Here is a 17,034-nt window from a genome sequence, read left to right as displayed (position 1 = left end):
CGAACGGCCGCAGCCGTTCGGGTTATTCCGGATGTCGATTTGCTCAATCGGCTTATTTGAAGTACGCGTCGATTTGTTCTTGGGCGGCCTTTGCGATCGTATCCATGCCGGCGGCTTTCAGCTCGGAGACGATTTTCGGAATGACCTTCTCCGGATCGGATGCGCCCGTCAGCAGCTCGTATTTGTATTTGTCCCACACCGCTTTGGTGTTGGCCACTTCAGTGCCCAGGTTGCTGATGTCGAGCGCGAAGCCGAGCGTCGAGGACGACGTGGCTTGCTCGTTCAGCTTCTTCACTTGATCCCACTGATCGACCGGCGCACCCTTCGTCACGGCCAGGTCGAAGAACGTGCCTTGCGTGTAGGCGGCCAGCGGCCACGTGTCGGTCGTGCGCTCGACGACCTTCTCACCGTCGACGTTCTTGTAGTCGACGCCCGGCTCACCGAAGGCCAGCATGTTGCGCAGTTTCGGATCGGTGTTGACCAGCTGCAGGTACTTCAGCGCTTCGCTCTTATACTTCGAGGTCGCCGAGATCGCGTTCAAGGACCCTTGGATCGTGCTCGTCGTGTAGATCGGGCCGAAGTTCTGGAACATGTCGTACTTCTCGACACCTTCGTTGATCTGCCACGTCGTTTCCGCGCCAGGGAACGCTTGCGCCGCGAAGAATGCCGGGCCTTTGTCCGCTTCGGTCTTGGTCGGCGCGTCCGGGTTGACGATGCCGTCCTGGTACCACTTATGCAGCAGCTTCAGGCCGTCCATGACGTCCGGCTGTTCCAGCACGGAGACGACCTTGCGGGACGCGTCGTCGGCCTTCACGCCGATCGGCGGCAGGCCGAGCGTCAAGTCGTCGTAGCTGTTGAAGAAGCCGTTGAATCCGCCTTGCGTCATCGGCAGCGGGTAGAAGCTCTTGCCCTCGCCGGCCTTCATGTCGTGGAACGGCTTGTCGAGATCCTGCAGCGTCTTGATGTTTGCCGTATCGATGCCGTACTTCTGCACATACTTGTCGTCGAACACCCAGTATTGCGTGAGCGAGGAGTCTTTATACGTCGGTACGGAATAGATTTTCCCGCCGATCTTCGTCCCATCCCATACCTTCTGCGGAATCAGATTGTACAGGTCCGGCGTTTCCTTCTGCACGAGGTCGGTCAGATCGGCGAACGCGCCCATGTTGACCTGCTGGCTGTACTTGCTGTTATTCGTAAACATGATGTCGAACGGCTCGCCGGTGTTGACGACCGTGTTGATCTTCGTGTCCCAGTCGCCCCAGCTGGCTACTTTGATATCGATCTTCACGCCGATCTTCTCGGCCGTGTACGCGTTCATCGCGTCGAGGGCTTTGTCGAAGTTGGCCGGCAATTGCCCGCCGATCGTCCACCAGACCAGCGTCGGGATGTCGCTCGAGGCCGGCTTGTTCGCGTTCGTCCCCGCGTCCGCCGATGCGTTGGCAGGCGCGTTCCCGTTAGCCGGCGCGTTGCTGCCCGTCTCCGAATTGGAATTCGAGCCGCAGCCCGCGAGCGCGGTCGTCAAGAGCGCCGCGGCGCCGACGGCCAGTAATTTTTTCTTTGTCTGTTTCATATCCGTTTTTCCTCCCTTTGATCGTGCTTCTTGGCATCATGCTTCGGATGCTCGTGCTTTCGGTGCTTGGGCTTGCTTTCCCGCCGTCGGCAAGCGCGGCGGGTATCATAAACCGGGACGGGCCCGGCTTACTTCGGGAATCAGCCTTTCACGGCGCCGATCGTCAGACCGGAGATAAAGTACTTCTGGAAGAACGGGTACGCGATGGCCACGGGCACCACGATGACGATGGCGACGGCCATCCGCGCGGATTCCTTCGGCATCTTGGCGACCAGCTCCGCGTAGCTCACGCCCATGACGGACGCGTTCTTCGCCAAGGCGTCGATGTTGGTCATCAGGCTGTTAAGCAGCGCCTGCAGCGAGAACAGGTTCTGGTTGTCGATGTACAGCATGGACTGGAACCAGTCGTTCCAATAGGCGAAGCAGAGGAACAGGCCGATGGTGGCCAGGACCGGCAGCGAGATCGGCAGCACGATCGAGAAGAAGATGCGCAGCTGACTCGAGCCGTCGATCTCGGCGGATTCGATCAGCGCGTCCGGAATCGTGCTGCGGAAGAACGTCTTGCAGATGATGACATTGAACGACGAGACGGCGAGCGGCAGGATCAGCGCCCAGACCGTATCCTTGAGGCCCAGCAGGTTGGAGTTGATGTAGTAGCTGGACACCAGGCCGCCGTTGAACACCATCGGGATGAAGACGATCCAGGTCAGCAGCCCGTTCAGCTTGTAATTCGGCCGGGACAGCACGTACCCCATCGACGTCGTCAGCATTACGCCGAGCAGCGTGCCGACGCCGGTCACGAGCACGGAGACGCCGAGCGCCTTCATGATCATCGTCCCTTGGTTGATGATGTATTGGTACGCCTCCCCGGAGAACGCCGTCGGGAAGAGATGATACCCGCCGTTCCGGATGGAATCCTCGCTGCTGAGCGAGATGGACAGCACCACGAGGACCGGGATGAGGCAGAGCAGCGCCAGAATAATGAAGATCAGGTTGAACAGCAGGTTGGTGCCGGGCTTGATCCGGTTGAACTTATCGAGACCCGACTCGAATTTCGCGCTTGATGACATGTTCCGCATCCTCCTTTACATCATGGCGCTCTCGCGGTCGACGCGACGCACGATCCAGTTGGCCAGCAGTATGGTCAAGCAGCCCAGCACGGATTGGACGAACGCGGAGGCGGACGCCATGCCGACCGTCGCGGTCTTCAGCTGCTTGTACACCAGCACGTCGACCGTGGTCGCCACGTTGAACAGCGAATTGGAATCCCGCGGCACTTGGAAGAACAAGCCGAAATCCGTGTAGAAGATGCGCCCGACGGCCAGAATGAACATCATCACGATGACGAGCTTCATGAGCGGCAGCGTAATGAACCGCGCCTGCTGCCACTTGGACGCGCCGTCGATGACGGCCGCTTCGTAGTACGTGTTGTCGATGCCGGTGATCGTCGCCAGGTAGACGACCATGCCGTAGCCGAGGCCCTTCCAGACGTTCATGAAGATCAGGAAGTACGGCCAGTAGCTCGGTTCCATGTACCAGTTCACCGGGTCGTGGCCGAGGCCGGTCAGGAACTGGTTCGCGATCCCCTTGTCGAAGCTCAGGAACGCCCACACGATGGCGGACACCACGACCCAGGAGAGGAAGTACGGCAGGAACATCAGCGTCTGATAAAACTTGCCGGCCTTGCCGCTGTGCAGCTGGCCGATCATGAGCGCCAGCGTGACGGGCACCGCGATGCCGAGCACGATGAAGATCAGGTTGTAGCCCAGCGTGTTGCGAATGACGATCCAGGCGTCGTTCGACTTGAACAGGAATTCGAAGTTCTTGAACCCGGTCCAGTCGCTATGGATGACGTTGCTCAGGAACCCCCCGCGAATCTTGAAATCCTTGAAGGCGATCACGAGGCCGAACATCGGCAGGAAACAAAACAAGATGTACCAGACGGTCGTCGGTAAGGCCAGCAGCGTGAGTTCGGTATCTTGCGTGCGCCAGCGCGTTCGTGCGCGCTTGCGCCCGGTCTTCCTATCCATGTTCGACCACTCCTTGCTTTTGCTCGCTTTTTTATGTGTGCATGCGCTTTCAGTACACGCTTACAGTAAGCGCATTCAGAACCCGATTGATGTCATTGTAAAGAATATGGACCGCCTTCAACTAGACAACAAACTTGAGAATGCAGTCAACAAACGTTAGATTTCTCGAATATCCGGGACGAATGGACTAGAAATTCGCGGGGGACCTTGGTATGCGTGGGGTAAATCGGACCGGGCGTCTTCGCGCGGGACGGATTCGTCCGCCGGCGGATGCCGAAATTTTTGTTGACTTGAACCGCGGTGCGAGGCGTATCCTATTCATATCAGCAGGATAACATTCCCTGAAGCGGCGCATGCGACGCTTCCGTGGACCGCGGGCCGCTGCAGGACGAGCAGGCCGCCATCCGCAACCAAGCGCGAGCCGCCGCCCCTGCGCGCCACGCCGGCTTGCCAAGCACGCAAGCCAAATTCGTTAGAAAAGAGGAGCTGCCCATGAAACTCACAGGAAATACCATCCTGATCACCGGCGGAGGTTCCGGCATCGGACTTGCCTTCGCGGAGCGCTTCGCGAAAGCCGGCAACACGGTCATCGTGACCGGCCGGCGCGAGGACGTCCTTCGGCAGGCGAAGGAGAAGGTGCCCGGCCTCGTGACGCACGCGGCGGACCTGAACGGTGATTCTGAGCGCACGGCCTTGTTCGAGTGGGCCACGACGCACTATCCGGACGTGAACGTCCTGGTGAACAACGCGGGGATCCAGCAGCGCTTCCACGTGTTGAAGGCCGAGGCCAAGGACAATTGGCCGCATTACGCCGGCGAGATCGCCACCAACCTAGAAGCGCCGATCCATCTCGCCATGCTGTTCGCGCCGCACTTCGCCGCGAAGGAAGCGGCCGCGATCCTGAACGTGACGTCCGGGCTCGCCTTCACCCCGCTCGCGATCGCGCCGATCTATTCCGCCACCAAAGCGGCCTTGCATTCCTTCACCGTGAGCCTGCGGCATCAGCTCGCGGAGACGTCCGTCGAAATCATCGAGGTGGCGCCTCCGGCCGTCAATACGGACCTAGGCGGTACGGGGCTGCATGTCCACGGCGAGCCGCTGGACGCCTTCGCGGACGGGATCTTCAAGGGCCTGGAGGAAGGCCAGCCGGAGATCGGCTACGGTTCCTCCGTCGGCCGCCTGCGCATGCCGCGGGACGAGGTCGACCAACATACGGCCAATATGTATCAAGCGTTGAAGAGCACGATTGAATAACGGCGCTGGGTTGCTGTGCCGGATGCCCTTGGGGGCGAGCCTGGCATCGCCATGCAGAACGGCATAGCAAAAACGGCCATAAAAAAGGGCTAACCAGTAAAGACTGGTTAACCTGATAATATGAAAGCTCCCTCGTTTGCGCTTTGAGGGAGCTTTTTTTGCCGGTTATGAGCAGGCACATCCGGTCCGGCTAGCGCACTCTCGGGATGATGCCCACGGTGCAGCGGGAGACGCAGATCAGCCGATCGTCCTCGTCCGATATCTTGATGTCCCAAACCATCGTCGTCCGCCCCTTATGCAGCGGCGTCGCGACGGCGGTGACGATGCCGTCCCGCTTGGAGCGGATATGGTTCGCGTTGATCTCCATGCCGACGGCCAGCTGGTTCTCCTTGTCGATGAGCTGGTACGTGCCCACGCTCGCCACCGTCTCGGCCAGCGCCACCGACGCGCCGCCGTGCAGCGCGCCGAAATACTGGCGGGTCGCCGGTCCGACGGGCATCGTCGCCACGACGCGGTCTCCCGTGCATTCGGTGATCCGCATGCCGAGCGCGCCGAACATCGTTTGGTCATAATCGACGTCTTCGCTTAACATGAAGTGATTGTCCTGGGTGTGGTTCATTTTGAAAATCTCCTTCGCTGGTTTTGCTGATCGGCGGCCATCCGCTTGGGAATGGCGTGTCCTCCGTATTGTACCGCGTTTCCGCCCCCGACCGCTAATCGGCTCGCTCCGGCTGCCGGCGGCATCGGTGACCCAACGAACAAAGCCTCTAGTCCGGTGAAGGAATAGAGGCTGCTTGGGGGCTTATCACCGGCGGTATGCGGCGTGGACATTTCAGCCGCGAGGATTAGTACTCGCCCTTGATGACGAAGTACGAGCCCCGGATGATGCCGGCCAGCTTGGACTTCTGCGTCGCGAACTTGAACTTCCCTTCCAGCTCCTTCGGCACGTCCATGCCCTCGGACAGCTTGAACCCGACGGCCCGCTTCTTGGGATCGTCCACCGTGTACATGACGTTGACCGACAGCCCGTCCTCATAGAACACGTAGGCGAACTTGATGTTTTCCACTTGGAACCGCGACGTCTCCAGCGGCTTGGCCGCGAACGCGATATCGCGTTCCTGCAGCACGCGGTTCACGTAATCCAGAGTCTCCTGGCTTTCGCTCGCGGGCACCACCGTGAAGTCGTGCTTGTATTTGTTCATGAAATAACGAGCCTCGTTCGCGCGCAAGCCGGCCAGCGCCTCCGCCACCGGCGAGGACTCCAGTCCGACCGTGGACACGGTCTTGAACTCAACGGTATACGCCATTGCCATCCCTCCTATTCTCTCAGTATGCCCGGCTGGCATTCGCCTAGACTCATAGAGACCAGCCTAGCCCTACTCAAAATCCACCCGCATCACGTACCGCCGAAGCGTCGGATGGGTCACCTCGCGGAAGCCGGCCGCGGCGAAGGCGTTCCGGCTGCCGACGTGGAGCTCGCCCCACGTGATCTCCTTGCCGGGCTCGGTGGCCATCGGATACCCCTCGAGGGCGCGGGCGCCCCGCTGCCGGGCGAAGCCGACGGCCGCGCGGGCGAGCGCATACATGATGCCGCGTCGGCGATAGCCTCTGCGCACGATGAAGCAGGTGACGGCCCATACGCCTTCGTCCTGCTTGTCCTCGTTCCGCTCCGCCCAGAGAATGCGGCTCCTCAGCAAGTTGCTGAAGTGCGCGCGCGGCTCGACTGCAGCCCAGCCGACAGGCTCATCACCCAGGTACGCGACCAGACCGCTGGTCGTGTCCGCCTCCGGGCTGCCGCAGTTGGTCTGCGCGCGCAGCAGGAAGGCGCGCTCGTCGTCATCGATCCGGCGCCACTCCGCGCTCAGAATCTTGTGCCGCTGGCAGTAGCACCGGTCCGAGTGGCACTTCACCGGCCCCAGCACCTGCTCCAAGTCTTCCCAAGACGCCTCGTTCGCGGGCACGATCGCGATGCGGTCCTTCGTCGCCGGCATGGCGGCTCCCTCCTCGAATTCGACATGGAAATGGTCCATCGACTACGTTCATGCGCGTCCCTGAACGTCAGCCCTACTCGCCTCGCTCCTCCACCGCCCGAAAAAAATGCCCATCCGGATCATAGAAGGTGAAGTACCCAAATTCCTCCGTAAACGCAGGCTCCGCGTCGATCCGGGCGCCGGCGTGCTGCAGCCGTTCATGCAGCGCCAGCAAATCGTTCGTGAGCAGCTCGATCATCGTCGCCTGTCTCGCGCCGTTCGTCACCCAGTAGGACCGCGGAAATTCGAACCGCAGCGGGGAGAAGGCTTCCGGCTTGGTCTCCATCAAGAAGAGGCTTGGGTCGTTGCCGTTCTTCAGAGCCATGTGCGCTTCGCCGAACACCTCGTCCGCCGACAGCAATTCGTAGCCCAGCACCTCGCAGTAAAACGCAACGGACCTCTTCAGATCCGTCACCGGAAACCTCAGGCAGCAATAGCCGATCACATCGGCAGGGTTCGTCTTGTTGTTCAGCACACGCACCATCTCCTTTTCTTGAAAAAGGCCTGTTCACTCTCGATGATAACGCTTTCCACTACGTTTACTATTCGATAAGTGGCCTGTGCTTCCTTCATCGGGACGCAGGAAAGGCACCCTTAACAGGGTGCCTGGGTGAACCTTCCTACCTTGATCGTCTTGTCACCTTGCTAGTTCGAATACGCGGAGGCATAAAAACTTTCCGGCCCGAGTCGCGTTCCTCCAACAGCGGAAAACACGGCAAGCGAATAAACGAGCTCATTCGAAGCGGGATACGGCACGTTATAATCCGAAACGGTTAAATTAAGAATTTTCACGCCGGTATCCGTCGGGAGCAATGGGAGTACGACATCCCCGACTAACGCCTCTTGAACTAAAGCCGTACCACGCACGACGGCCAAGACGATGACAGAACCTTCAGGCTGAGGTCCGGCCGGCAGATTAATCGCGGCGATTCCGCTAAGGGTCACTCTTAGTTCTCCACCGGCTCCCGTAACATTGAGTCCGACAACGCCTATGGCAGTCGGTGTCATGGGGGTTAATGTAATCTCAATGGACCCCCCGGTGCTGGCATTTTGCGACGTTCGCGTATCAAGAAACTTTGACATGCTATCCCCTCCATTTTCAAGATGGGATAATCTATTCCAGCTTGACCGCTTGCGTGTGGGTTGTCCAATCAGGTTACGTCGGCGTATAAGGCGACCTTCTCCTGGATCTTGGCAAGATGCCGCTCGAGCTCTTGAATCTGCGTCTTGATCTTCCGTTGATGGGTCTCCAAGATCTCGCGTCTCTCGCCGAGGGTGGACTCCCCTCTGCTGCGCAGCTCGGAGAACCGCCTCATGTCGCGAATCGGCATTCCGGTCGCGCGTAGGCGCAGCAGAAACTCGATCCATGCGAGATCGGCATCGTCATATTGACGATATCCTTGATGGTTTCGGCCTACCCCGCCAAGCAGCCCCATCTTCTCGTAGTATCGCAGCGTGTGCGCAGACAGTCCGGTCATCCGGGAAATTTGTTGGATTGTATATTGTTCCTTCATGGCTTTATTTTATCACGAAATTCCAGCTTGCGTTAGAGCGCGCTCTAAGGCGTAACATGTTCCTTGAACAGAAGAACCTGAATACAAAGAAAAGAGGCATAAAAATGAACGCCACGCACCAAGCTATATTCGCTCCGTTTCGTCTGCCTTCCGGCGTGCAGCTTCATAATCGGATCATCATGGCCCCCATGACATTAACGGCCTCCGGCATCCATGGCGAAGTGACCGATGACGAATTGCTTTATTATCGCGCTCGTGCTAATGGGCTAGGGGCTGTCATTACGTCCGGTTCGTTCGTATCGCAGCACGGGAAAGTTGCGCAGCACGGATTCGGCATCGATCACGATGCGCTGATTCCCGGATTACGGAAGCTGTCCGCCGCGATCCAGGAAAACGGAACCCGGGCGATCGTCCAGCTCTATCATGGCGGCCGAAAGGCCAACCCGCATCTAGTCCCTGACGGTCGTGTCATAGGCGCGAGCGCAATTGCCGGAGAATGGGATAGCGCCGTCGTCCCCCACGAGATGACCGAACACGAAATCGAGCAAGCGATCGATGCATTCGCAGAGGCGACCCGCCGGGCCATTGAGGCCGGTTTCGACGGCGTGGAGATCCACGGAGCCAATGGATTTCTCGTCCAGAACTTCTTCTCCCCGCACGCCAACCGAAGAACGGATCGCTGGGGAGGAACGCTGGAGAAGCGCATGGCCTTCCCGTTGGAAGTGATCCAGCGCGTCAACGACACCGTTGCCCAGCACGCCGCGGCCCCATTTGCAGTCGGGTATCGCTTGGCTCCGGAGGAAAATGAACACCCGGGCATTACCATGGACGATACGCTTCAATTCGTTGATGTGCTCACCGAACAATCCTTGGATTATCTGCATGTTTCCGTAGATCGGTTCTGGGCGGGTCCGAGACACGATGCCAGCACTGCAACGTCCAGAGTCGTCATGATCCAGCAGCGCGCGGGCAGCCGTATCCCCGTCATCGGCGTCGGCGGGTTGTTGACGCCAGAGGATGTCGGGAAGGCGCTGGCAACCGGCGTTCCATTGGCAGCCCTCGGGCATGCCATCATCATGAACCCTGATTGGGCCCATTTGGTACGGAGCGGGCGCGAACACGAACTAAAAACCACGATTTCCCGCTCCGCTCAAAAGGCGTTGGCGATTCCCGACAATTTGTGGGCCGCTATTCAGCGCAGACCGGGCTGGTTTCCATTCGTGGATTAACCGTTGCTCCCTTCGCCTGAAGCCATACGCGCCGAACCGCATGAGATCGGAGCGAATGCCACGTTTCCTGCGCGATCCGTAACGACGCGATAGCGGGCCATCCCTGGCGGATGGCCTGCTTCTTATCGCGCGCGCACCGGACTTGCCAGTTCGGCTAGCGACAACTTGCCGTCTTCCATCCGATATACTTTATCGCAATATTCAAGCATGCGTTCATCATGCGTGACCATGATGGCTGCTTTCCGGCGCGATCTCACCTCATTGGCGATCAGACCGACCACTTCATGGGCACGCTTGGTATCGAGACTAGCCGTAGGTTCATCCGCCAAAATCACGTTAGGATTGTTGATTAAGGCCCGCGCGATCGCCGTACGTTGTTTCTCGCCGCCGGACAGCTCCTCCGGGAAGCTTTTCAGTTTCGAACCCAATCCCAATTCTTCGAGCAACTGCACGGCGAAAGCCCGATCCTTGGCTTTCACTTTGCCCGACATCCTCTTGACTACGAGCAATTGGTCGAGAACGTTCAAATAAGGGACCAGATTAGACGATTGCATCACAAAGCCGATTTCCTTCAATCTTACGTTGGAAAGTTCTTTATCGGAAAGCTTAGATAGAAGATGCCCATTCAGGTTGACCTCTCCTTCCGAGGCTTTGAGCAGCGCGCCGGCAATCGATAGAAACGTGCTCTTTCCCGACCCGGAAGGCCCGACGACAGCTACAAGCTCCCCAGGCTGCACCGACATAGACACGCCTTCAAGCGCGGAAATCCGGTTGCCTCCCTCGGCGTAATACTTCGTAACGTTGCTGACTTGCAGTCCTGACGCTGTCATTATTCGGCCCTCCCCAACGCCTTCAGCGGATCAATTTTAGTTATTTTTCGAACCGAGACCAGCGAACTGAGCACGGCGATAACAAGAAGGATAACCGAGTACTCGACCACGAGGCTAGCTTCCAGCTTGAACGGCATTCCCTTCGGCATAATCGCCGCAGTCCCATACGTGAGCAGAACGGCAACAACGATGCTCGTCAACGATAGAACAATGACCTGCGAAACAATGGCTTTGCCGAGAAAGCCGTTTCTTGCGCCGATCGCCTTCATGATGCCGAATTGTTGGGTCTTCTGCATCGTAACGACATAGAAGAATACTCCGAGCACGAAGGCGGAGATCGCAAGCAAGAAGCCCAACATCATCATAATGGAGCCGTTCTCCTCCTTGTACCCCGGCATGCCGTGTATCGCCGCTTTGCGGGTGACGGTATCGGTATCGGAGAGCTTGCTGCTAATAGAAGCAGGATCAATATGCCTGCCCTGCAGCATGATGGCGTTAACCGGGCCCGCGACTCCCTTATCCGATCCCGGGGCGGCAAACGTAATCTTCCGCCATTCGGACATCGGAACGAACACAGCCGAAAGGTGGTTGTAGGTCTGGTTATCGACGAACCCGATAATCGTCAAGGCTTGTGTCGAGCCGTCTAGTTGAAATGTATCCCCCAGCTTGAAGCCTTCATCCTGCATCGTCTTATTCACAATGGCGCCTGTCGGATTCGCCGCGGACAGTCCCTCGCCTTCGATGACTGCCGGTTCTAGGAAGCTGCCGGGAAGAATCCCTAAGATCGCGATATCGACCTTATCCTCATTCTTGGCGCTATTTCCTTTCAATGCGGTAGCCATTGTGCTCCCCATGGGGGATGCGGCAGTCACATTAGGCAATTTCTCGGCTTGCGCCACCAATTCGTCGGATAACAGGGATTTGCCCATGGTCGATTGCGACCCTTGTTCAAAGACGACATAATCGGCTTTCATATTTTGGAATGCCGACGCCGCAAGGGTCGATAACCCGTTGCCGAGTCCCGATAGGATGAATACCAACCAAGCCACCAAGACAAAAATAATGACGATCATCAGAAATTTCAGCTTGCTATGCATCAATTCCTTTAAAGCTAAAAACACGCTCTCACCCCTTGTCTTTATTTATGACACTTGTGTCATTTTGGTTGTACGCCATGCATTTATTTTCGGCCCCCATCTATTAAACAGCATATTCGACACAAGTGTCAAATTAAAACGAAGCGGCGTCCTACCGTTGCGCTCCTCCCATCCACATTTGAAACAATACCTGGCTCCACTCAGGAGTAGGAATGTTCATCATGTTCGGCGTGTTAATGAGGTTGAAAAACCCGCCGATCAGCACGGGGAGCGGAATGTCTTCTCTAAGATTTTGCTCTTGCTGCGCTCTTTGGAAGAGACGCGTTAGCTGAACTTTTAGCGTTGCATGAGCTTGCTCAACAACCTCGAGATCCCGGCTAGCGGCTTCGGAATTCGTTGTATTGATTTTATGAGCATCGCCCAGCAGTTGATGCAGCTTGGATTCTTCAACATAAATGCCAAGCAGCTCTTGAAGGGCCTGCATCGCGTCGGTCTCATCGATTTTCGAGGCTTTCTCGATGACCCCCTTGATGACGCGCTTCATGCAAGCGGCAACGATTTCTTCCTTGTTTGAATAGTATTGGTAGATCGTGCTTCGTGCACCGGGTAAATGCTGCGAAAGCAGCTTGAGATGAAACCCGTCGTATCCGCGCTCAAGCACTAACTTTTTGGTTAAGTCCAGAAGTTCCGACTCCGTATAGGATTGCTTTCTGCCCATGGCTGCTTCCCTTTCACATGAATACATGATTTCAACAGTTTCGCTATTGAGAAAAAGAGGAGCGAGTGAATGTCGGCTCCTCAAATTTCAGTCTAACATACCTGCATTTGAAATTCTAAGCTTAAAGGATATCGCATCCATGCGTTCCGCCTGTGAACTATTTTCGCCGTCGCTTATGGAAAAATTCCCCGCGCTGCTTGTAACCGCAGATTTGGGGCCGTTCTAAGCGGGATTGCTTTTTTTGTGTCCCGATGGAAAGCAAGCTTGACATTGATCCTTCTGCGAGGTACGCTTTTCATATGGAAAGTTGGCTTTCCATTGGAGGGATGAACGCATTGGACAACCGTTTAGAAGAGATTCGCAAGCAACGCGGAATGAATCAAGAAGAATTAGCAGCGGCCCTTGAAGTGTCCCGGCAAACGATCGGTTCGCTGGAAAACGGGCGATATAACCCGTCCATCCTTCTCGCGTTCAAGATTGCTCGTTTTTTCGGCATGCAGATCGAAGACATCTTTATTTATGAAGGGGATGAGCAGGTATGAACAAAACGATGGCGTCTTATCTGTACACCATTGCAGGCGTGGGACTTCTAGCGGCCGGCCTGTACTTCATCAAGACCATGGAAGATCCGCAAGGGATGATGCGCGCGCTGCCTTATCTCTGTGTCGGACTCGGCTGCAGTATTTTCGGTCACGGTCTTGGCGAAATGATCCTTCAATACGCGATGAGGCATGCTCCCGCCGCAGCCAAGCAGCTCGAGATTGACCAGAAAGACGAGCGTAATGTGGCCATCGCGAATCGGGCCAAGGCGAAAGCATACGACATGATGGTTTTTGTGATTGGGGCTTTACTTGTGGCATTGTCCTTGATGGGTATCGATCTCATGGCGGTCTTGCTGCTGGCTTTTGTCTATCTGTTCATTATTGGATCTAACACTTATTATCGTTTGAAGTACTATAGAGAGATGTGAAGGCCTATCTTTTTTGCAAAATATGAACCATTGTCGACCCCTGCTATCCTTCTTGTGAATTTCCTTCGCGAATCGCCTCTTTCATTCACGGGACCAGAAAATCTACAAACATTTCCGCAGCAGATTGCACTTCCTCGATGAAGGGGCGAAAACTCGTATTGTAGGCTTGAAACGCAAGTTCGTAATTTCCATTGCACGTTTGGAAAGCGTCGGCCAAGGCGGCAGCCCCGTCTATGGCCAGTGACCCGCCCATTCCTGCAGCAGGAGATGCACAGTATCCGGCATCGCCGACTAGCGCAACCCTGCCTGTTGTCCACGACGGCATTTTCACTTGACACAGCTTGTCAAAGTAAAACGTTTGTGAGTGCTTAACTTCCTCTAGCAATTCCGGCGTTCGCCAGCCGAGTCCGGTAAACTGCTCCAAAATGATTTCTCGCTGCCGTTCTTCATTCCGGTAGTCGTATGAGATTTCCTTGTCCGAAGCAAAACAGAGGACAATATCGGTTTTGTTGTTGTAGGCGTTCAGCATAATCATCTTGCCCGGCTCATTGTACAGTTGCGTCGTATTCTCGCGGATCAACAATTTATTTGCAATCGTGATTGAAAAATACGCTTTTAGAAAATGCGAAAACTCCGCCTCTTCCCCGAAGCATAATTTTCTGACGACCGAATGAATACCGTCACAGCCGAATACGAGGTCATAAGAGCGCCTTTGCCCCCCTCTTAACACAACATCTACGCCGCCAGCCTCTTCCTTCATTGACGCGATACGATCCCCGAAAATAAAGTCGACATCCTTGCTAACAGCTTCGTACAGGATATTCAACAGGACGTCCCGCTCGACTTCATATTCGTCCGAGGCGCGATCCTCTCTTGCTTCCACTCTTTCCGTGACATCATCGGAATTTTTGAATTCCGTCAATTCCATGCGCAGATGATTCAACTGAATTTGGTCGAGCAGCCCCATTCGCTTCACGATGTCGACCGTATTCCCACGGATATTTACAGGCGAGCCCCCTTTTTTTAGGCTTTTGGCTATTTCGACAATAGTCACTTTGTAGCCCAGTTTATTCATCCAGTAAGCTGTTGAAAGCCCCGCAAAGCTCGCTCCGCTAATTAGCACGTTTTTGTTCATATTCGTTCCTCCCGTGTTCCAACCTATTTTTAAGCACGTTGTATAGCGTAGATCGGTTTTATGAACTGAATATAGACAACGTGAACCATACTGCGAAAATGGAAAAGGAGCTGCCCGCGGCAGCCCCTGGTTTTAGGGCCATCCTTTTGGATGACCCCTCCGGTTTGTTGATGTGCGGTTGTTATTGCGTTGAATATGCAAACTGATAATCCCCAATTAAAATCATACTGACCGTTTTATTGGTACGATCCCAGCTTAAAGAAATTACATATGCAGAAGAAGTATCCGTTACATCTTCTCTTGAATCCACTTTGTTGAGCTTACCGTTCTCACTGGCAAAAAGAAAGGTGGCTGCATCAAATTGCTCGTCAACAAGTCCATTTCCATAACTGGTAAATATCTTGTTATAATTATCGCCTAGTCCGATGTGTTTGTTCGTTTGATAACGATTCGTCGTATTTTCCCCTGTCTTTACCATCAATCCCGCTACCTTATCATTTCTATAAAATATCTCCAGACCATTATAGTTGTAGATATTCAAAAAATTCACGTCAGCAGCAATCCCAAGCTTTTGTTCGACTTCTTTTTTGGACATTCCAACTCGAATGATTGAATTCGTTAAGGTATCGGTTATGCTTAAATCCTCCATTAAAAAACGACTAGGATGATCGCTAACCCGTATCGTTCCGGTCCCAGGATTCCAACTTACCTCTTTATCTAATGACTCACTAACAAATCTTAGCGGCACATAAGTGGTTCCCTGATATATAAAACCCTCGCCAGCAGAATTTGGAACCTTCTCAATTCCATTAAAGACATACTTTAGCTTCTTAAAATAAACTTCAATTCGGGTTGAATCGGTCGCATACACAGTGGTCGAACCAAGCATGGCACATACAACAAAGCCTAACAAAAACGATTTCATGTTACTTTTCACGAGATCGCCCCCAAAACCAAAATATATAAACGATTGGATCGCTTTGAATCTTCCTGCCTGTATCCTCTCTTGTATATGTTCAACCTTCCGGCAGCCATATGGTAAAGGTGGTCCCCTTTCCATGCTCGCTTTCTACTTTGATTCGTCCTTTATGCAATTCAACGATCCGATAACTCATCGATAATCCTAGGCCTAACCCGTATTTTTTCGTGGAATGAAACGGCGTCGCCAGCTTGTCTAATGTATCTTTATCCATCCCGGCGCCATCGTCTCTGATCGTAATTTCAATCCCCGGATCAAGCTGGCTCTGCCGGATCACGACGGATATGTTCCCATCCAAATCGATGGCATCCAAGGCATTCTGTAAAATATTGAGAATCACCTGTTTGATTTTATCCTTATCGATCTCCATCTCCGCTTGATACAACGGGTGATACTGGACGTTTATGTGTTTACTATGGAAGTCGCTTTCCATTAACGCCAAAATATCTTCCATGAGGGTATGTACGTTTACGTTCGTTTTGATGAGTTCGTTCTGATCCGGTTTCGCCATCATCACAAATTGCTGCACCAGATTTTTGATGCGTTCCAATTCGCTGAAGATGATTCGAAAATAATCTTTTTGCCCAGGGTTGGCTGGTTTGAAATGTTCTTTAAGAAGCGCTAGTAATCCCATGATGGACGTCAGCGGATTGCGAATCTCATGGGCAAGCCCTGCACTGATTTTCCCGATGGCCGACAATTTCTCGCTTAGCATGAGTTGTCTCTTTAGAACCAGTCTGTCCGTAATATCCCGAAACTGGCCGAATACGCCGATGATTTGGTTGAATTCATCATGAATGGGAAAGGAGTCGAATAAAAACGTTTTGTTCGATAGCGTGATCTCGATGTCTTCATATTTCTGACTGCCTCGCAGCACGCTGCCCATGTATTCTCCGATAACCGCTACTTCCGTAATATGACGATTGCACAGTTCGCCCTTATTGCTGGATAATACGTTCTCGGCATAAGGATTGATTTCGACGATGTTTCCTTCCTCATCGGTCAGAATAACCCCGTTTCGACTGTTCTCCATGAGCACCTGATTCAGGACTAATAATTTCTTATTCTGCTTCTTGGCCGTTACCTCTCGGTCGATGGAATCGACAACCGACTGGAGCAAGGCTAGATGGTAGGGACTTACATGATGAGCGGCCATCATCATCGAGATCGTACCGCTTATCCTGCCGGCCGAATGAAAGGGTACGGAGAAACAAGCCGTTTCATGCAAACACCGAAAGAAATGATCGGGTCCGATGAGCTGGGCGGATCGTCCCATTCGCAAGGCCATTTCAATGCTATTCGTTCCGACCTTCTCTTCCTCTAATCGGACTCCGGGGCACAGACCCAAGGATTCGATTTGCCATTTAATCTCTTCATCGCCGTACATTTCCAAAATATACCCTTCGTGATCCGTGATACAGATCAAAACAGCCGTCCCATCCAAATCGGAGATTAACCGCGTCATAAATTTTCTTGCCGCAGCAATCGTAACATCCAAGGCCCGCTTCTTTTGCTCCACCACGCGATCCGGCAATTTTTCTTTAGAGGCCGGCAGATCATTCGGATCCAAGTGATGCGCCAGGCATTTTTGGTGGGAGTTATAAATATAGGTCGTTCTTGATTCTGTTATCATCATCGTCACCAACCGTACATCAGCTATTTACTATCTTATTTT

General features: G+C 54.3%; 19 protein-coding genes. 4 read left to right on the top strand and 15 right to left on the bottom strand.

Going from position 1 to position 17,034, the window contains the following annotated elements; genetic code table 11:
- Positions 1-52: 52 nt before the first annotated feature.
- From ACFPB1_RS12780 to ACFPB1_RS12770, 3 genes are all read right to left on the bottom strand, one after another.
- Positions 53-1,573, bottom strand: coding sequence for an ABC transporter substrate-binding protein (locus ACFPB1_RS12780; protein WP_379225738.1), 1,521 nt, complete (start codon positions 1,571-1,573; stop codon positions 53-55).
- A 140-nt stretch (positions 1,574-1,713) separates the two neighbouring features.
- On the bottom strand, positions 1,714-2,643 hold the full coding sequence (locus tag ACFPB1_RS12775; protein ID WP_379225736.1) for a carbohydrate ABC transporter permease: 930 nt from the start codon (positions 2,641-2,643) through the stop codon (positions 1,714-1,716).
- A gap of 15 nt (positions 2,644-2,658) precedes the next feature.
- Positions 2,659-3,603, bottom strand: a complete 945-nt coding sequence (locus tag ACFPB1_RS12770; RefSeq protein ID WP_379225734.1) for an ABC transporter permease — start codon at positions 3,601-3,603, stop codon at positions 2,659-2,661.
- A gap of 492 nt (positions 3,604-4,095) precedes the next feature.
- Between ACFPB1_RS12770 and ACFPB1_RS12765 the strand changes: the two genes are divergently transcribed.
- Entirely contained in the window at positions 4,096-4,857 is a 762-nt protein-coding gene (locus tag ACFPB1_RS12765; protein WP_379225732.1) for an SDR family oxidoreductase, read from the top strand.
- A 190-nt stretch (positions 4,858-5,047) separates the two neighbouring features.
- Here ACFPB1_RS12765 and ACFPB1_RS12760 read toward each other — a convergent pair whose 3' ends face one another.
- The 6 genes from ACFPB1_RS12760 to ACFPB1_RS12735 form a co-directional block, all read right to left on the bottom strand.
- Positions 5,048-5,476: a hotdog fold thioesterase gene (locus tag ACFPB1_RS12760; RefSeq protein ID WP_379225730.1), complete on the bottom strand. Its 429-nt coding sequence runs from the start codon at positions 5,474-5,476 to the stop codon at positions 5,048-5,050.
- 226 nt (positions 5,477-5,702) lie between these two features.
- A complete protein-coding gene (locus ACFPB1_RS12755) occupies positions 5,703-6,164 on the bottom strand; it encodes a phage tail protein (RefSeq protein ID WP_379225728.1) in 462 nt (153 codons plus the stop codon).
- A 69-nt stretch (positions 6,165-6,233) separates the two neighbouring features.
- Positions 6,234-6,887, bottom strand: coding sequence for a GNAT family N-acetyltransferase (locus tag ACFPB1_RS12750; RefSeq protein ID WP_379225726.1), 654 nt, complete (start codon positions 6,885-6,887; stop codon positions 6,234-6,236).
- Positions 6,888-6,921: 34 nt separating this feature from the next.
- Positions 6,922-7,362, bottom strand: coding sequence for a VOC family protein (locus ACFPB1_RS12745; RefSeq protein WP_379225724.1), 441 nt, complete (start codon positions 7,360-7,362; stop codon positions 6,922-6,924).
- 170 nt (positions 7,363-7,532) lie between these two features.
- Positions 7,533-7,970, bottom strand: coding sequence for a hypothetical protein (locus ACFPB1_RS12740; RefSeq protein ID WP_379225722.1), 438 nt, complete (start codon positions 7,968-7,970; stop codon positions 7,533-7,535).
- Positions 7,971-8,038: 68 nt separating this feature from the next.
- Positions 8,039-8,365, bottom strand: coding sequence for a MerR family transcriptional regulator (locus tag ACFPB1_RS12735; RefSeq protein ID WP_379225720.1), 327 nt, complete (start codon positions 8,363-8,365; stop codon positions 8,039-8,041).
- Between the two features lie 140 nt (positions 8,366-8,505).
- Here ACFPB1_RS12735 and ACFPB1_RS12730 point away from each other — a divergent pair, with 140 nt between their 5' ends.
- A complete protein-coding gene (locus ACFPB1_RS12730) occupies positions 8,506-9,630 on the top strand; it encodes an NADH-dependent flavin oxidoreductase (protein WP_379225902.1) in 1,125 nt (374 codons plus the stop codon).
- Positions 9,631-9,752: 122 nt separating this feature from the next.
- On the opposite strand, the gene ACFPB1_RS12725 is transcribed toward ACFPB1_RS12730, so the two are convergent.
- The 3 genes from ACFPB1_RS12725 to ACFPB1_RS12715 all read right to left on the bottom strand — a co-directional run bounded on the left by ACFPB1_RS12725 (position 9,753) and on the right by ACFPB1_RS12715 (position 12,275).
- Positions 9,753-10,460 carry an ABC transporter ATP-binding protein gene (locus ACFPB1_RS12725; protein ID WP_379225718.1) on the bottom strand — a complete coding sequence of 236 codons (708 nt, stop codon included), beginning with the start codon at positions 10,458-10,460 and terminating at the stop codon, positions 9,753-9,755.
- Complete coding sequence (locus ACFPB1_RS12720) at positions 10,460-11,581, bottom strand: ABC transporter permease (RefSeq protein WP_379225716.1); 1,122 nt, start codon at positions 11,579-11,581, stop codon at positions 10,460-10,462. Before ACFPB1_RS12720 ends, ACFPB1_RS12725 begins: the two co-directional genes overlap by 1 nt.
- A gap of 127 nt (positions 11,582-11,708) precedes the next feature.
- Positions 11,709-12,275 carry a TetR/AcrR family transcriptional regulator gene (locus ACFPB1_RS12715; RefSeq protein ID WP_379225714.1) on the bottom strand — a complete coding sequence of 189 codons (567 nt, stop codon included), beginning with the start codon at positions 12,273-12,275 and terminating at the stop codon, positions 11,709-11,711.
- Positions 12,276-12,610: 335 nt separating this feature from the next.
- Here ACFPB1_RS12715 and ACFPB1_RS12710 point away from each other — a divergent pair, with 335 nt between their 5' ends.
- Both ACFPB1_RS12710 and ACFPB1_RS12705 read left to right on the top strand, forming a co-directional pair.
- Positions 12,611-12,817 (top strand): helix-turn-helix transcriptional regulator, encoded by a 207-nt coding sequence (locus ACFPB1_RS12710; RefSeq protein WP_379225712.1) that lies wholly within the window; start codon positions 12,611-12,613, stop codon positions 12,815-12,817.
- On the top strand, positions 12,814-13,245 hold the full coding sequence (locus tag ACFPB1_RS12705) for a hypothetical protein (RefSeq protein WP_379225710.1): 432 nt from the start codon (positions 12,814-12,816) through the stop codon (positions 13,243-13,245). The genes ACFPB1_RS12710 and ACFPB1_RS12705 overlap by 4 nt, the downstream gene beginning before the upstream one ends.
- Before the next feature lie 85 nt (positions 13,246-13,330).
- On the opposite strand, the gene ACFPB1_RS12700 is transcribed toward ACFPB1_RS12705, so the two are convergent.
- From ACFPB1_RS12700 to ACFPB1_RS12690, 3 genes are all read right to left on the bottom strand, one after another.
- The gene (locus tag ACFPB1_RS12700; RefSeq protein ID WP_379225708.1) at positions 13,331-14,380 is read right to left on the bottom strand and encodes an FAD-dependent monooxygenase; all 1,050 of its coding nucleotides are present in this window, start codon (positions 14,378-14,380) and stop codon (positions 13,331-13,333) included.
- Positions 14,381-14,561: 181 nt separating this feature from the next.
- The gene (locus ACFPB1_RS12695) at positions 14,562-15,317 is read right to left on the bottom strand and encodes a stalk domain-containing protein (protein ID WP_379225706.1); all 756 of its coding nucleotides are present in this window, start codon (positions 15,315-15,317) and stop codon (positions 14,562-14,564) included.
- A gap of 79 nt (positions 15,318-15,396) precedes the next feature.
- Positions 15,397-16,995: an ATP-binding protein gene (locus tag ACFPB1_RS12690; RefSeq protein WP_379225900.1), complete on the bottom strand. Its 1,599-nt coding sequence runs from the start codon at positions 16,993-16,995 to the stop codon at positions 15,397-15,399.
- Positions 16,996-17,034: the final 39 nt, after the last annotated feature.

The sequence above is a fragment of the Paenibacillus sp. GCM10023250 genome (assembly GCF_042653205.1).
Classification (GTDB): Bacteria; Bacillota; Bacilli; order Paenibacillales; family Paenibacillaceae; genus Paenibacillus_Z.
This window is presented reverse-complemented; position numbering and strand designations above follow the sequence as displayed.

Excerpts from the sequence above, each read along its gene's own strand:
- ACFPB1_RS12780 (WP_379225738.1), bottom strand. The coding sequence starts at position 1,573 with ATGAAACAGACAAAGAAAAAATTACTGGCCGTCGGCGCCGCGGCGCTC.
- ACFPB1_RS12775 (WP_379225736.1), bottom strand. The coding sequence starts at position 2,643 with ATGTCATCAAGCGCGAAATTCGAGTCGGGTCTCGATAAGTTCAACCGG.
- ACFPB1_RS12770 (WP_379225734.1), bottom strand. The coding sequence starts at position 3,603 with ATGGATAGGAAGACCGGGCGCAAGCGCGCACGAACGCGCTGGCGCACG.
- ACFPB1_RS12765 (WP_379225732.1), top strand. The coding sequence starts at position 4,096 with ATGAAACTCACAGGAAATACCATCCTGATCACCGGCGGAGGTTCCGGC.
- ACFPB1_RS12760 (WP_379225730.1), bottom strand. The coding sequence starts at position 5,476 with ATGAACCACACCCAGGACAATCACTTCATGTTAAGCGAAGACGTCGAT.
- ACFPB1_RS12755 (WP_379225728.1), bottom strand. The coding sequence starts at position 6,164 with ATGGCGTATACCGTTGAGTTCAAGACCGTGTCCACGGTCGGACTGGAG.
- ACFPB1_RS12750 (WP_379225726.1), bottom strand. The coding sequence starts at position 6,887 with ATGGACCATTTCCATGTCGAATTCGAGGAGGGAGCCGCCATGCCGGCG.
- ACFPB1_RS12740 (WP_379225722.1), bottom strand. The coding sequence starts at position 7,970 with ATGTCAAAGTTTCTTGATACGCGAACGTCGCAAAATGCCAGCACCGGG.
- ACFPB1_RS12735 (WP_379225720.1), bottom strand. The coding sequence starts at position 8,365 with ATGACCGGACTGTCTGCGCACACGCTGCGATACTACGAGAAGATGGGG.
- ACFPB1_RS12730 (WP_379225902.1), top strand. The coding sequence starts at position 8,506 with ATGAACGCCACGCACCAAGCTATATTCGCTCCGTTTCGTCTGCCTTCC.
- ACFPB1_RS12725 (WP_379225718.1), bottom strand. The coding sequence starts at position 10,460 with ATGACAGCGTCAGGACTGCAAGTCAGCAACGTTACGAAGTATTACGCC.
- ACFPB1_RS12715 (WP_379225714.1), bottom strand. The coding sequence starts at position 12,275 with ATGGGCAGAAAGCAATCCTATACGGAGTCGGAACTTCTGGACTTAACC.
- ACFPB1_RS12705 (WP_379225710.1), top strand. The coding sequence starts at position 12,814 with ATGAACAAAACGATGGCGTCTTATCTGTACACCATTGCAGGCGTGGGA.
- ACFPB1_RS12700 (WP_379225708.1), bottom strand. The coding sequence starts at position 14,380 with ATGAACAAAAACGTGCTAATTAGCGGAGCGAGCTTTGCGGGGCTTTCA.
- ACFPB1_RS12690 (WP_379225900.1), bottom strand. The coding sequence starts at position 16,995 with ATGATGATAACAGAATCAAGAACGACCTATATTTATAACTCCCACCAA.